This is a genomic window from Exiguobacterium sp. KJ 601 (assembly GCF_027161185.1).
In the GTDB taxonomy this organism is placed as follows: domain Bacteria; phylum Bacillota; class Bacilli; order Exiguobacteriales; family Exiguobacteriaceae; genus Exiguobacterium; species Exiguobacterium profundum.
Genome location: NZ_JADHZG010000001.1, coordinates 597,824 through 611,900 on the forward strand (window position 1 = coordinate 597,824; position 14,077 = coordinate 611,900).

The 14,077-nt window shown below is 50.2% G+C and carries 19 protein-coding genes; 17 read left to right on the forward strand and 2 right to left on the reverse strand.

Annotation, left to right across the window (positions count from 1 at the left end):
• Window positions 1-80: 80 nt before the first annotated feature.
• The 11 genes from IRJ25_RS03085 (at window position 81) to IRJ25_RS03135 (ending at window position 7,917) form a co-directional block, all read left to right on the forward strand.
• On the forward strand, window positions 81-1,238 hold the full coding sequence (locus IRJ25_RS03085; protein WP_264092790.1) for a DEAD/DEAH box helicase family protein: 1,158 nt from the start codon (window positions 81-83) through the stop codon (window positions 1,236-1,238).
• On the forward strand, window positions 1,235-1,903 hold the full coding sequence (locus IRJ25_RS03090; RefSeq protein ID WP_264092789.1) for a ComF family protein: 669 nt from the start codon (window positions 1,235-1,237) through the stop codon (window positions 1,901-1,903). The genes IRJ25_RS03085 and IRJ25_RS03090 overlap by 4 nt, the downstream gene beginning before the upstream one ends.
• Window positions 1,904-1,921: 18 nt before the next feature.
• A complete protein-coding gene (locus tag IRJ25_RS03095) occupies window positions 1,922-2,317 on the forward strand; it encodes a flagellar protein (protein WP_074036201.1) in 396 nt (131 codons plus the stop codon).
• Between the two features lie 23 nt (window positions 2,318-2,340).
• Window positions 2,341-2,592: a flagellar biosynthesis anti-sigma factor FlgM gene (locus IRJ25_RS03100; protein WP_214781758.1), complete on the forward strand. Its 252-nt coding sequence runs from the start codon at window positions 2,341-2,343 to the stop codon at window positions 2,590-2,592.
• A gap of 114 nt (window positions 2,593-2,706) precedes the next feature.
• The gene (gene flgN / locus IRJ25_RS03105; protein WP_074036203.1) at window positions 2,707-3,063 is read left to right on the forward strand and encodes a flagellar export chaperone FlgN; all 357 of its coding nucleotides are present in this window, start codon (window positions 2,707-2,709) and stop codon (window positions 3,061-3,063) included.
• A gap of 12 nt (window positions 3,064-3,075) precedes the next feature.
• Window positions 3,076-4,566 carry a flagellar hook-associated protein FlgK gene (flgK, locus tag IRJ25_RS03110; protein WP_269317767.1) on the forward strand — a complete coding sequence of 497 codons (1,491 nt, stop codon included), beginning with the start codon at window positions 3,076-3,078 and terminating at the stop codon, window positions 4,564-4,566.
• A 6-nt stretch (window positions 4,567-4,572) separates the two neighbouring features.
• Complete coding sequence (flgL, locus tag IRJ25_RS03115) at window positions 4,573-5,505, forward strand: flagellar hook-associated protein FlgL (protein WP_269317768.1); 933 nt, start codon at window positions 4,573-4,575, stop codon at window positions 5,503-5,505.
• Window positions 5,506-5,532: 27 nt separating this feature from the next.
• Window positions 5,533-6,087: a DUF6470 family protein gene (locus IRJ25_RS03120; protein ID WP_251124852.1), complete on the forward strand. Its 555-nt coding sequence runs from the start codon at window positions 5,533-5,535 to the stop codon at window positions 6,085-6,087.
• Between the two features lie 15 nt (window positions 6,088-6,102).
• Entirely contained in the window at window positions 6,103-6,540 is a 438-nt protein-coding gene (gene fliW / locus IRJ25_RS03125; RefSeq protein WP_214816041.1) for a flagellar assembly protein FliW, read from the forward strand.
• Window positions 6,540-6,767 (forward strand): carbon storage regulator CsrA, encoded by a 228-nt coding sequence (gene csrA / locus IRJ25_RS03130; RefSeq protein WP_012726976.1) that lies wholly within the window; start codon window positions 6,540-6,542, stop codon window positions 6,765-6,767. The genes fliW and csrA overlap by 1 nt, the downstream gene beginning before the upstream one ends.
• 94 nt (window positions 6,768-6,861) lie before the next feature.
• Window positions 6,862-7,917 (forward strand): GGDEF domain-containing protein, encoded by a 1,056-nt coding sequence (locus IRJ25_RS03135; RefSeq protein ID WP_264092787.1) that lies wholly within the window; start codon window positions 6,862-6,864, stop codon window positions 7,915-7,917.
• A 55-nt stretch (window positions 7,918-7,972) separates the two neighbouring features.
• On the opposite strand, the gene IRJ25_RS03140 is transcribed toward IRJ25_RS03135, so the two are convergent.
• Window positions 7,973-8,887, reverse strand: a complete 915-nt coding sequence (locus IRJ25_RS03140; protein WP_214781748.1) for a YitT family protein — start codon at window positions 8,885-8,887, stop codon at window positions 7,973-7,975.
• 177 nt (window positions 8,888-9,064) lie between these two features.
• Between IRJ25_RS03140 and IRJ25_RS03145 the strand changes: the two genes are divergently transcribed.
• The 3 genes from IRJ25_RS03145 (at window position 9,065) to IRJ25_RS03155 (ending at window position 11,366) form a co-directional block, all read left to right on the forward strand.
• Window positions 9,065-9,925, forward strand: a complete 861-nt coding sequence (locus IRJ25_RS03145) for a YitT family protein (RefSeq protein WP_159562667.1) — start codon at window positions 9,065-9,067, stop codon at window positions 9,923-9,925.
• Window positions 9,926-10,039: 114 nt separating this feature from the next.
• Window positions 10,040-10,327, forward strand: a complete 288-nt coding sequence (locus tag IRJ25_RS03150) for a putative quinol monooxygenase (protein WP_214781746.1) — start codon at window positions 10,040-10,042, stop codon at window positions 10,325-10,327.
• Between the two features lie 103 nt (window positions 10,328-10,430).
• Complete coding sequence (locus IRJ25_RS03155; RefSeq protein ID WP_214781744.1) at window positions 10,431-11,366, forward strand: DMT family transporter; 936 nt, start codon at window positions 10,431-10,433, stop codon at window positions 11,364-11,366.
• 37 nt (window positions 11,367-11,403) lie between these two features.
• Here the strand turns inward: IRJ25_RS03155 and IRJ25_RS03160 are convergent, their stop codons facing one another.
• The gene (locus IRJ25_RS03160; RefSeq protein ID WP_031422805.1) at window positions 11,404-11,901 is read right to left on the reverse strand and encodes a hypothetical protein; all 498 of its coding nucleotides are present in this window, start codon (window positions 11,899-11,901) and stop codon (window positions 11,404-11,406) included.
• A gap of 156 nt (window positions 11,902-12,057) precedes the next feature.
• On the opposite strand from IRJ25_RS03160, the gene IRJ25_RS03165 reads away from it, so the two are divergent.
• The 3 genes from IRJ25_RS03165 to IRJ25_RS03175 all read left to right on the forward strand — a co-directional run bounded on the left by IRJ25_RS03165 (window position 12,058) and on the right by IRJ25_RS03175 (window position 14,002).
• On the forward strand, window positions 12,058-12,543 hold the full coding sequence (locus IRJ25_RS03165; RefSeq protein WP_196431017.1) for a hypothetical protein: 486 nt from the start codon (window positions 12,058-12,060) through the stop codon (window positions 12,541-12,543).
• 297 nt (window positions 12,544-12,840) lie between these two features.
• A complete protein-coding gene (locus IRJ25_RS03170; protein WP_269317769.1) occupies window positions 12,841-13,668 on the forward strand; it encodes a GNAT family N-acetyltransferase in 828 nt (275 codons plus the stop codon).
• A gap of 10 nt (window positions 13,669-13,678) precedes the next feature.
• Entirely contained in the window at window positions 13,679-14,002 is a 324-nt protein-coding gene (locus tag IRJ25_RS03175; RefSeq protein ID WP_269317770.1) for a hypothetical protein, read from the forward strand.
• The last annotated feature ends 75 nt before the right edge of the window (window positions 14,003-14,077 follow it).

The window sequence follows — 14,077 nt, forward strand, 5'->3', positions numbered from 1 at the left end:
TAGACCTATGTTGTTTTAGATAAGTTGAATCGTATTTACATAGGTATTTTGGTAGCGTGATGACAAAAAGGAGTCAGGTTATGGGAGAACTTATTGTCGCACCGAAAGGAAAACGAGCCATCCGCTTCGGCGTCTGCCAACGCTGTCTCAGCACGCACGTCCGGACGTTCACTTGTCATCATGGACGCTGTGCCTATTGCCGAAATTGTTTGTACCTCGGGCGTGTCTGCCGATGTGATTTTCTACAGGAACGGGACATCACAACTCCAACCGAGACGACCGAATTGACGATGCCATTCGAGCTCGTCCCAGACCAAAAGCGGGTCGCGAACCAACTGCTCACGTGGTGGGACGAACGGAGGACGGGACTTGTGCATGCGGTGTGTGGCGCTGGGAAGACCGAGATGACGTTTCCTGTGATTGAGCGTGTCGTCAATGAAGGGAAGCGAGTGTTGGTTGTCTCTCCGAGGAAAGATGTCGCCATCGAATGGGTCGAACGATTAGAACAGGCGTTCACAGTCCCTGTCACTAAACGATATGGAGGGGGAGAAAAAGACTCCATTGGGATGATCACGGTGGCGACCGCACCGTTACTCATGAATTTACGTGACGTGTTCGATTATGTGCTCGTCGATGAGTCCGATGCCTTTCCGTTTGCCTTTGATGTGGCACTTTGGAATACAATCCGTCGGGCCGGGAGAAATGTCTTCTTATTTATCACGGCGACCCCGACCGTTTGGCAACAATTGCTTCCGAAGGTTCATCTGTCGCGGCGCTATCACGGATTCGATTTGCCGGTCCCGACACTTGTCAAACAGTCCGACGAACGACTCCTAGACTTCTGTCGACGTCACGCCTTGAAACCCCGTCTCTTGTTTGTGCCGACGAAGCCTGATTTGGAGCGATATGAAAGTCGGTTACAAGAGGCAGGTATCACGTGTCAAACCGTTTCTGCTGACACGGAAGAACGGTTGGATACACTCCATTGGCTTCAAGAAACGAAAGGGATCGTCCTTGCGACCTCCATCTGGGAGCGGGGAATGACGGTTCGGGATGTACAGGTCGGGGTACTCGAGAGCGAACATCGGCTCTTCTCGACACGAGGACTCATTCAGATGGCAGGTCGGGCGGGGCGAAAACCGGATGCGCCGACAGGAGAGGTCTGTTTCTTTTACAAGGAGCGGACGTTCCGTCAAGATGTTGCCATCCGCAAGATCAAGGAGGCGAATCGGCGATGAAATGTCTTCTTTGTCATGAGTCGATGACCGTCCCGTGGACACCTGACACGTTATGGCGACGGGACTGGGTGTGTCCCTCTTGCGAGTCGAAACTGACGCCGCTCGGGACAGGTTGCCCACGCTGCGGTCAACCAAATGAGACCGGTGAGACGTGTCCGGACTGCATCCGCTGGCTCGCACTCGGTCTCGACTTGACCGTCCGCTGCCTGTACGCGTACGATGATGCAGGAATTGACTGGCTACATCGATATAAATTCAGCGGGGATGTCGTCATTGCCTCATCGGTCGCCCCAGCGCTTCGGGCATTGCGTTCATCTGGCGTGACCTATGTTCCGATTCCGTTGAGTAAGGAGCGACTTCAGACACGTCGTTTCAATCAGGCCGAGGTGCTCGCGCGATATATCGGTCCGACGCGGCAGATTCTCGAAAAAACGGAGGTTTCAAGTCAACGTGAACTCGGGAAAGAAGGAAGACGACACCGAACGAACCCTTTCACTGTACCAACTTCAGTGAAATATGGGAAAATCATTCTTGTAGACGACGTCTATACGACGGGAACGACCCTTCATCAGGCGGCATTTTCGTTGCGACTGGCAGGTGCATCAGAAGTTTCTGCGATTTGCTTGTTTCGGGCGCTAAACAAATCAAAATCGCGTCCGATATAAAGGGCAGAGGTGAAACCAATGGATGCAGCAACTTGCCAAATGTGTGGGCGCTTGTTTATGAAACAGGGACGTTCACCGTACTGTCCATCATGTAATGAAGTCGATTATAAAAACTTCTTGAAAGTCCGCGATTTCATTCGTGAACCAGCCAACAAACAGACGACCATCGGAGCCCTCGTCGAAGCGACAGGTGTCTCTGAACTTGATATCACGCGATATATCCATGAAGGACGCTTGATCATCAAAGACAATCCGGCGCTTGCCATCAGCTGCGTCCGTTGTGGTCGGCCTACGAATGAAGGGAAAATCTGTTCGAACTGCCAGAGAGAAATGCAGAAGGAACTGTCCAGTCTACAGGAGATGCAGGAGGGCTTGGCGAAAAAGTCGAGTATCCGCGCTTATCGTTTGGATTAACATCATGAAGAGGGGGAAGACGCATGCGCATCGATTCAGCCAAGTGGGTACACTTACCAAACACTTATGAAAAGAAAACGCAAGTCGAGCCGAAGCCCGCGCAATCAAGCCAAACGGACCAATTGTCAATTTCGGCGGAAGCTCGCGCCCGGTTTGAAGAACCGGTGAAACATCCGGAACGTCTCGCTAAAATCGACGCTTTAAAAGCGGAGATTGATGCAGGCACATATTCACGGGACGCGCGCGAAATCGCTAAACGCTTTCTACAAGGATGAATGGAAGCGAGGTCCGTTTGAGGCCTTCGCACTGAATAACACGGCACGGAAGCTGACTAAATAAGGGGTACCCCTTTCTTTAGTCGGCTCTTTTTTTGAAAAAAGGAGAGACTCATGCTCACATTACATAAACGGTTACTCGAATTGGCTTACGCAAAAGAACAGCAACTCATTCAAAATGACATGGTGGCATTTAGCACGCTCGTCAAAGAAGAAGCGAAACTCGTCCGACAAATTTCACAAAAAGAAGCGGAACGACTTCAAGGGACGTATGAATTGGACGATGAAGAGATAGAGGAATTGAGACCGGTCTTGTTCGAGTTAAAGCGACAGAACGAATTGAACGCGACGTTGCTCGAACAATCCCTTCGTTATATTACTTGGCATCTGGATATGCTCATGCCGGAAGCAGATGATTTTACATACGGACAACAAGCGTTCGAAACACGCTCGTTCAGCCGTGACGTTTAAGGAGGAAGTGGAATGGGTTCAACATTTATGGGATTAGAGACGGCACGCCGCAGTCTCTCGACACACCAATGGGCGCTTCAAGCGACCGGGAATAACGTGGCGAACGCCTCAAACCCTGGCTATTCGCGCCAACGACTCACACTCGGGATGACCGAACAGCTCTCGGTCAATTTCGGCGGGACGAAAGCCGGACAATTCGGGACAGGTGTACGCGGGGAGACGCTCGCCCGAATTCGCGATCTTATGATCGATCAACAGTATCGTGACGAGTCGGTGAAGAACGCCTTCTATGCGACGAAAGAAGCCGCGTTCGGTCGGATGGAAGACATCATCAATGAACCGTCTGAGAACGGACTCGCTAAATCGCTCGACTTGTTCTGGGCATCACTTCAAGACTTGTCGGTCAACCCGGACGATACGGGTGCGCGAAGCGTAGTTCGGCAACGAGCATTGACGTTGGCACAGACATTTAACTATATGTCTTCATCATTGACTAAAGTACAGGATGACTTAAAGACCGAAGCAGGGGTCGTCACGAAAAAAATCAATGATTTGTTGACGAAAATCAGTGACGTCAACCGTCAAATCGGTGATGCAGAGCCTCTTGGTGTTCTGCCAAATGAATTGTATGATGAGCGCGATCGCTACATGGATGAGTTGTCGCAATACATTGAATTCGAACGTGTGCCTGTTGATTACACGAACGGCGAAACACGTGGGAACTCGCAACGTGTCGCAGAAGGACGAATCGATATTCGTGTAGTCGTCGGTGGTACAGAAGTAAAACTCGTAGACGGTCTTACGGGCGGAGTTGGGAAATTTGATGGGATGACCATGACCAATGCTGCAGGTACGAATACATCGATGACACATGCCGACATGCCTAACGGAAAATGGAAAGCACTTGTTGAAATGTACGGAAGTGCAACTGGTCCAGAGGCAATCGACGGGGCATTCACCAACATGCTCAAAGACTTAGATGAGATGGCGAACGTCTTCGCATCAGCATTTAATGTAGCGCATGGAACAAACATGGACGCGGACGGGAATGCCGGTCGAACTGACTTTTTCGTGGGTACTACTAGCGCCGCTACCATTACTGTGAACCCTGATTTCATGAAGAACTTAGATTTAATTGCAGCATCTAAGGACGGGAACATCGGGGATGGAAGTGGTGCTCTCGAACTTGCGCAATTGAAAGAAAGTGCGCTTAACTTTGCGGGTTCGGTTACGACCTCAACCTCGATCGGCAAGTACTATCAAAATGTTATCGGAAACATGGCAGTCGAGGCTAGCCAAAACGCGAACTTGGCAAAGAGTACATTTGCTCTCTTAAGTAGTTCGGACCAACGTCGGTTATCGGTCAGCGCAGTCTCGCTCGATGAAGAAATGACGATGATGATTCAATATCAACACGCTTATAATGCGGCGGCTCGAAATATCACAGCTGTCGATGAAATGTTAGACAAAATCATTAACGGCATGGGTGTCGTAGGGAGGTAATGACTGATGCGTGTCACACAGACAATGCTCACACAGACGAACTTGAAGCATTTATCAAGTAGTTACAACACACTCGCTCGTGTCCAGGAACAACTCATCAGCGGGAAACGGATTCAAAAAGCATCGGAGGATCCAGTCGTTGCGATGCAAGGAATTCGTTACCGGACCGAGGTGCGTGAAGTCGACCAATTCCGACGGAACGTCAGCGAAGCGACAAGTTGGATGGATTTGACGGACTCGACATTGAACGAAGTCACGGAAGCTGTCAAACGAATTCGTGAGTTGACGACGCAAGCGGCGAACGATACGTATGAATCGTCGCAACGTGCCATCATCAAGAGCGAGGTCGATCAATTGATTGAACACATCGGTTCACTTGCGAACTCAAAAGCAGGCGAAAAGTATATTTATAACGGTACGAAAACAGATCAACCTCTCATCAATGTCGAACAGTTAAAAGCGTATTTAGCGAGTCCGGCTGGTTCTGTCGATTCGATTTATGAGAGTGGAACGGCACCTGCAGCAAGTGGGGAAATCGAATTTGAAGTGTCAAAAGGAATTACTGTACAAGTGAACATGCAACCGGAAACGGTTTTTGGTAAGGAGTTATTTGAAGGGCTTCACAAATTAACTACACTTCTTAATGATCCAACGACTGCCGGGGCAGATTTGTCTGCAGAACTTGATACGCTCGACACACTCGGTCAAAACTTGATCACGGAACGGGCGGAGCTCGGTGCCCGAGCAAACCGTTTGGAGCTCGTCGACAATCGTCTTCAAGATCATGAGATTATCGCCAAGACTATCATGTCTGATAATGAAGACATCGATGTAGAAAAAGTCATTATGGAGCTGAAGTCACATGAAACTGTACACCGTGCAGCGTTATCTGCAGGTGCCCGCATCATTCAGCCGACGCTCCTCGACTTCTTACGGTAATTGATGATGAATCTCGCGAGACTTGAGATGCGGCAGACACAGGCCGCAATCCAGATGACATCCAATCGACCGGTACTTGAGATGCGTCAAGGACGGGCCGACCTGTCCATCCAACAAGGGAGAGCCGAGATGACGCAACAGACGACACAAGGGAAGCTTGAGGTTGATTCATCAGTAGCGAGAAGTGAGAGCAATCTGAAGGGTGTGCTCGAACTCGGTAAACATTTCGGACGGATTGGGGAACAAGGTGCCCGAGAAGCGATGGCGAATATCGCTCGAGACGGCGACCGCATGATGCGAATCGAGAACGGGAATCCAATCCCTTCGATAGCGGCTGAGAAAGTGAATGACCCATATCCGATTGTTGACATGGGCTACATGCCAAAATCAATCGATCGTGTCAAGTTGACGTATACGCCGGCGGATGTGAAAATCGAGTGGAATATCACACCACCCCAAATTGATGTATCGCTCACTCCGGCCGACATCTCGTTCACGCCGTGGACGACGGACATTTCGCTCCGTCAACAGGCGTCACTCGAGATGTGGCCGGTCGGTGGGATGTATGATGAAACGCGTTGAAAGTGAGGACAATCCATGTTCATTGAAACAGACTACTTTGGCAAGATTGAAATAAACGAAGCGGAGACGATCACCTTCGTCAGTGAGATTCCAGGATTTCCGGACTCAAAGACGTTCGTGTTGATTCCGTATGGGGAAGATTTGCCGTTCTGGTCGCTTCAGTCGATTGAGGAACAGGCATGCGCGTTCGTCGTGACGAATCCGTTTTGGCATAAGTCGGACTATGCGTTTGAATTGTCGGATGGCGCGAAAGACCAACTTGGAATCGAGGAGGCGGAACACGTATCGGTCTATTCTATTGTGACGCTTCGTGAACCTTTTGATTCATCGACGCTCAACTTGAAAGCACCGATCGTCATCGAGACGAAGGAACGTCGCGGGAAACAAGTCATCCTAGACGATGCGTATCCAGCTCGTTATCCACTCGGTGGCACGAAAGCGGAGGTGCGCTGATGCTCGTATTGAAACGAAAACAAGGTGAGGCCATCCATATCGGCGACGATGTGACGCTCACGGTACTCGCTATCGAAGGCGACCAAGTGAAGCTCGGGATTGATGCCCCGCGGCATATCGATATCCATCGCCATGAGGTGTACATTCAGATGCAGGAAGAGAACGAGTCTGCACGAAACAGTGCTAACTTGATGAAGCAGATGATTCAAAAACAGTCGGAAGCGTGAGCTTTCGACTTTTTTCATGAATCCGGTAATTGATGGATGACAGCACTCGATGGGTTGGGATAGGATGGAAACGTGAAAGGAAGGAGGGGAATCGGTGGAAACAGGTATTAATAGTTTTTTTATCAACATCAGTCTGATCTTTTTATTCATGTCGCTCACACTCTATGTGATGCGGACGGTTTTACCGATTCAGCCGACCTCCCCGTTATTCGTACGCTTTTGGTTTGGAGTCTCTAACGGATTGACGGCAATTCTCTTAACCATCAACTCCATCGAATTAGGGGATGCCCGAATCGACCTTCGTCTCATCCCGATTGCCTTATCCGCAACGTTCGCTGGACCGTTCGGAGCTATCGTCACGCTCGGTCTGATCTTCATCGGACGCACGACGCTGCACGGAATGAGTGCTCCGTTCGTAGACTCGTTACTACTGTTACTTGTCTTCTTTTTATTTTCTCTTGTCATGACACGCTTACCGATTCGTCGAGGGAGAGGGTATGCCATCTACATCGGGTTAGGTGCGCTCCTCGTCTTGATTCAAGTGAGCGGCAGTGTGAATGAGACGGTCTTTATAAATGTATTTGTTCCTTATTTTCTCATGTTATCTTTTGGGGCCTGGCTCTGCTATTGGGCCGCAAAGAAACTCGAGACGCATCTATGGATGTTTCTCTTACATACGCACCGGGCGACCATTGATGAGTTGACGGGACTTCCGAACCGTTACAGGACGCTCGAACAGATGAATGATTTGGAAATGTCCGGTAACCCGTGGACGTTACTCGTCATTGACGTCGATCATTTTAAACAGTTGAACGATACATATGGGCACTTAGCGGGAGACGCAGCGCTTCGTCATATCGGACAAACGTTGGAACGTAGCCGTCCGCCTTCTGGATTTGTCGGGCGATACGGTGGCGAAGAATTTTTGCTTGTCATTGAAGGTAGTGAAGGCATGGCGAAGGTGGCAGAAAACATCGTGCAGATGGTACAGCGAACACCATTCGAATTTCAAGGTGAAATCATTCCGATGACTATTTCAATCGGTGCAGCGATTGCAGGGCATGAGCCGAGCATGGTCGTGTTCGAAAGAGCAGATGAAGCATTGTATGAAGCGAAGCAAAATGGACGAAATCAGGTCATGTTTGCGTAAAAATCCCCTATAACCGTTGGCGATGATGGTCCAGCGGTTATAGGGGATTTCACGTTTAGTGAATGTTTTTCTTCTTTAATTGTCCGCCGCGGACGTCGTGAATGTTGCCAATGGCGAGGAACGCTTTTTCATCATAGTCATCGAGAATATCTTTTAATTTCGTTTCTTCTAATCGACTGATGACTGTGAAGACGACTTTCTTCCCGTCACCTGTGTAGGCGCCTTCTCCATGAAGATACGTCACACCTCGACCGAGCCGGTCCATGATGGCTTGCCCGATATCGTCTGGTGCGGACGTGATGATCCAGGCTGCTTTCGACTGGTCAATTCCTTCTAGGACAACATCGATCGTCTTGAATGCGATGAAATAGGTGAGGAGCGAATACATGGCCCTGTCCCAACTGAAGACGAATCCGGCCGTCCCGAGGATAAAGATATTGAAAAACATGACAATCTCTCCGACGGAGAATGGTAATCGGTTCGTGAAGGAAACGGCAAGAATTTCCGTTCCATCGAGTGACCCTCCCGCCCGGATGACGAGCCCGATTCCGGCACCGAGTAAGAAACCGCCGAAGACGGTCGACAAGAGGAGGTCGTCTGTGAACGGCTTGATGTCGTGAAGGACGATGGTGAAGACTGACATGAGCAGGATGGCCGTCAACGTGACGACGGCGAACGTCTTTCCGATTTGCCGATACCCGAAGTAGATAAACGGTAAGTTGAAGAGGACGAGCCAAATCGCGAGTTTCGTCTCCGTCAAGTACGACACGATGATCGAGACACCGACGATACCACCGTCGATGATTTGATTCGGTACGAGGAACGCCTCCAAGCCGACGGCAAAGACGAGGGAGCCGAGCAGCAAAAGGACGACTTTTACAAACAGTTCAGAAGCCTTAATCGGATTATGTTCCCGCCTTAAGCGCTGCACTTCCTCAGGTGTCGGGGAAGGCATAGGTGTACGCTGCATACATGGTGCCCCCTTTCCATTTTCTTAAGTATAACAAATGATACGAACCGACAATCATTTACGACAGAGAATCTGACATGAATATTCAGAATAGATAGAGGATTCTTGATAAATTATTTTGGTATTATTTTATGTTAGGCTAAAAAGGTTGTTGAACAATGGATGGAGGTCTATAGGATGAAACGAGAAAACAAAACGTGGTTGATGGCGTTTCAAATGATGATGAACATCATCGGGGGACTCATCGCGGCGTATGGATTGGAATCGGTCCTCATTCCGAATAACGTTTCGGACGGGGGCGTCACTGGAATCAGTATTGTCGGGTCACAACTGACGGGACTGCCGCTCGGTATTTTCATCGGGGTGTTAAATATTCCGTTTGTCTATCTCGGTTATAAACAAATCGGGAAGAGCTTCGCCATCCTTTCAGTCACCGGGATTGCGTCTTTGTCTGTCGGTACGGTCATTATGCACCATGTTCCGACTATCATCGAAGGGGATGCGCTACTCATCACGGTGGTCGGTGGGATCATACTCGGGTTCGGAATGGGGATTTCGCTTCGCAACGGGGGAGCGCTTGACGGTATCGACATGTTGGCGGTCCTGTTATCACGTAAATTGCCGTTCGGTACGAGTGATTTGATTTTATTTTTAAATACGTTCGTCTTTATCGTTGTCTCGACGGTATTTGGTCTTCAAGGAGCGGTCCTGTCCGCCATCGCCTACTTCATCGCCTCGAAAGTGATTCATATCGTCGAAGAGGGATTGAGCGGGGCAAAAACGTTCAAAATCATCACGAGTGAACCGCAGGAGATGGTCGAGACGATTCGGGACCGTCTCGGACGGAGCGCCACGTTGAATCAAATTCAAGGGGCATATTCCAAAGAAAGTTATTACGAAATCACGTGTGTCATCAACCGGCTCGAAGAACGAAAAATCAAAGACATCATCGATGATGTCGACCCGAAAGCGTTCGTCGTCGTGTATGAGGTGACAGAGGTCAAAGGCGGGAACTTCCAAAAACGTGATATTCATTAACGGATGGCCAAGGGTCGTCCGTTTTTTTAACCTCTACACGTGTGAACCGACCAAGCAGGAAATCGCACATGGTAAGTGGAAGAAGTCGATGCAAGAGAAAGGGGAGGATTGGAAATGTACGCACTGATTGGAAAGCTTGTCACGAAAGCGGGGCAACGCGACAGACTAGTGGCAATTTTGTCGGAAGCGGCGCGGGAGATGGAGGCGACATCGGATTGTGAATCGTATCGGGTTCACGTGTCGCTCGATGAGGCGGATACCGTATTCGTCTATGAAGTATGGCGAAATGAGGAGGCGCATGCGGCGTCGTTGTCGCTTGTTGAAGTGAGGGCGTATATCGATCAGGCGAAGCCAATCCTCGAGCGGATGGAGCGGATTGCCGCACTCGAACTCCGGAGATGACCAAGAAGGAATAAAAAAGACGGATGGCCAAGGGTCGTCCGTTTTTTGCAGGAGAAATGGCGAGATGTCGAGAACATGACAGGATTCGGAAAGGAGGGAGCGCATGCGTCCACTCATACTCGGTGTCTTCGCCGCCTTGTTTTTTGCGAGCACGTTCGTGTTGAACGAAGTGATGCAAGTCGGAGGTGGCAGCTTTGCCTATAGTGCCTCGCTCCGCTTTTTGTGGATGATTCCGTTATTGCTAGTTGTAGTCGCATTTCGTGGTGGACTCAAGCGAGTCCTCTCAGCATTGAAAGAAAGTCCTCGTCCGTGGATTCTTTGGGGGACGGTCGGGTTCGGACTATTTTACGTCCCGATTTGTCTCGCAGCCGAGGTCGCACCCCCGTGGCTGATTGCGGGCACGTGGCAAGTGACGATTGTCGCCGGAGCACTGTTGTCCCCACTCTTCAAGAAGGCAGACGGAACACGGGAGCGAATCCCATGGCGCGGACTTCGCTTCTCGGTCTTGATTCTCATTGGGGTCGTAATGATGCAAGTGGAGTTTTTCGAGTCGTTCGAACCTCGGTTCATTTGGCTTGGGGTCGTGCCGGTCATCATCGCCGCATTTGCCTACCCGCTCGGAAACCGGAAGATGATGCAGCACACGGACCTCGACGTGTTCGAGCGAATCCTCGGAATGTGTCTCGGGTCACTCCCGGTCTGGCTCCTGTTGTTCGGTTACGGGTTGACGACGGGGCGTCCCTCATCGAGTCAGCTCGGGCAGACATTCCTCGTCGCCCTGTTATCCGGGGTTGTCGCGACCGTGCTATTCTTCATGGCGACCGATCTCGTCAAACATGACATGGGAAGACTGGCGTCCGTCGAAGCGACGCAAGCGCTCGAAGTCCTGTTCGCGCTCATCGGGGAACTGGTCTTCCTGCATGCCGTCATGCCATCGCCAATCGCTTTGTCCGGGATCGCGCTCGTCATGGTCGGGGTCGTCTTCCACAGTCGGAGTCAGTTTATGGAGCTTCCGACCGTGGTCCGACAAGAGGCATAAAAAAATCCCCTCAGTCTTTTGAGCGAGGGGATGGTCATTAACTTGTTGTCAAACTGCCTTTGACTTTGTCATAGAAATCATCCATCATACCGGTACGGCTACCGAGTTGGCAGATCAGTTCGAGCGTTTCTTTATAGAACTTCTTGACGAGTCCTTTGTTTTTGACGCCATCCATTGATGCGAGCGTCTGATCGAGATTCTCTAAAATCTCTTTGATTTGCGCGTCTGAGTCCGGTTTGACGACTGTCATATTCTCGGGGATGCTGACGACTTTTTCTTGACCTTGGTGACGGAACGATGCACCGAAGCCAAGGTTCTCGATGAAGAGGTGCGGCATCACTTTTTGACCGAAGAAATGCTTGTGCCAGTCCGTTGCTTTCATCGTGTCCATGTCCTGTTTGAACGTAGATGCCGTGGAGACATATTGTTTAAACAAATCCGTCATGAATTTCTCGATGACCGGGATTTGAAGGGCGAAGACGTTTTTCAAGAGCGCGTCGAGCTGAGCGCGTGTCAAAGTAGTTTCGTTAGACATGTCAGTTCCTCTTTTCTATAGTACGTTACTACCATCGTATGGGATTGACGGACACTCGTCAATGTAAGGGGAAACATTTTTTCAGAATATTTAATGAAAAGTCGTTAACTTGTGGGATAATCAAGTGAAGACATTAACAAGTGAGGAGTGGTTCTTGTGAACAAATCGATGAAATGGGCGCTCGCGCTCGGTGTGACAGGTGCATTGGTGGCGACAGTCGGTGTCGTCTCGTCCCGGGGACGGACAGAGGATACGACGCAGACGATTCGTGACCGTGAGCTCGGCTATGAGATCATCTTGCCGTCGAAGATTGTCGAGGCGATCGAGCGAGGTGATGTCTATATCGAAAAGGCGCAGGACGTCGTTGACATCGGGGACACGAAGAGCTACGGTACGTTCGATTTATACTATAACGTTGAGGACGGGGACGACCAACTCTTGTTCCACCTGGACTTGATCGACCGCGAATTGACTCAAGAGGCGTTCGCGACAGAAATCGGCTACGGCAACTATCTCGGGACGAACGACAAGACGTTCTTCTGGGTCGAACCGACAGAGGCCGTCCCAGGTGCGGAGGCGCATACGGACGAGATTGCCGAGTTGATCGAGACACTTCCTGAGTTAGAGTTTCGAACGTTATAACATGGAGAGACTGCAGACGGCTGAATCGTTTGTAGTCTTTTTAGAATGGGTGGTCGTGTGCGAACGAGAGGAAGGGATTATACAGAAGGATTGATCGTAGCCCTTCTGTTTATCGTTGCGATGTATATATTTGATTTACCGAAACAAGAGAGCTTGATCACCTTGGCTGTCGTTATCGTCATCTCAGTCACGATGCGAGAAGTGACTCATTTTTTTCAGAATGAAAGAAATCATTGAATGTCTGCTCGCTACGGCGGGCTTTTTCCTTTATGCTACAATACAAATGAGGTGATATGAATGAATTGGACAGTAGAAGAAGTAAGACAGGCAGATGACGTCAAAGCGTTAGAACAGGCGGTCAACGCGAACGACAAAATCGACGTAAAGGTTGGGCATGAGTCGGTCGGGCAGAACGACTATGCGGTATATGAGGGGGAGACGCTCGTTGGTTATCTCATGCTTTTCCCGTATCTTCCGAACGAGTATGAAGTGAATGCGCTCGTTCATCCTGAATACCGGAAACAAGGTGTCTTCACGGCACTACTCGAAACGGCAAAACAAGACGCGAAGTTGAACGGTTGCGAAGCATTCACGTTCGTCATCGACCGAAACTCGGCATCCGGGAAAGCAGTGCTCGAGCATCTTCAGGCGGCGTATCAGTTCTCGGAATACAATCTCGTCTTGAAAAAAGCGGAGCTCTTCTTGAAACCGGACGAGGTATCGTTACGTGAGGCGACAGCAGACGACCGTCCGCTCATCATCGCGACGCTCAGCGAGGCGTTCGGAGATCCGGTCGATGTGACGGAAAACATCTATCAACAAATCGATACGCCAGACCGCGTGACGTATATCGGTGAAGTGGACGGCAAACCGATCGGTGTGATTCGCGCCCTTCTTACAGGGGACGACGCGGCAAGCATCCATGCGTTCGGGGTCAAAGCAGGCGAACAAGGCAAAGGCTACGGTACGAAAATGTTGAAACAGATGGTCCAACAACTGTTCCGCATGGGCCGGACGAAAGTCGAGCTCGATGTCGAGACGGAAAACAAGGCGGCGCTCGAGATCTACAAACGCGCCGGTTTTGCGGAGAATGGCGGCTATGAGTTTTACATGATCGAATTATGAGGTGAACCACATGGTGAAAAATCTGAAATGGCTCGGCGCGGCGTTTGAAGCCTTTCTCGGGATTCCGTTTCTTGGCGGTCTCTTTATCATCGGGATGGGCTATTCGCCACTCGGTTTCATGTTTGTGTACCACGTGATTGTATTGATTCTTTCGTTCAGTCAACTGAATCGATTCTCTTACGGGGCGGCGGTCGGAATTGCGGCCTCGGTGCTCGGCTTCATTCCATTTGTCGGCATGATGCTGCACTGGGCGGCTGCCATCACGCTCGCGATTGACGCGGCGACGACACCACGTCGTGTGGTGCACGTCGAACGTGATGATGAAGCATTCTAACGAAACGTACTCCTTGACGGGGGTACGTTTTTTCATTGACCAAACGTTCAACTGAAAACGCTATACATTCATTGG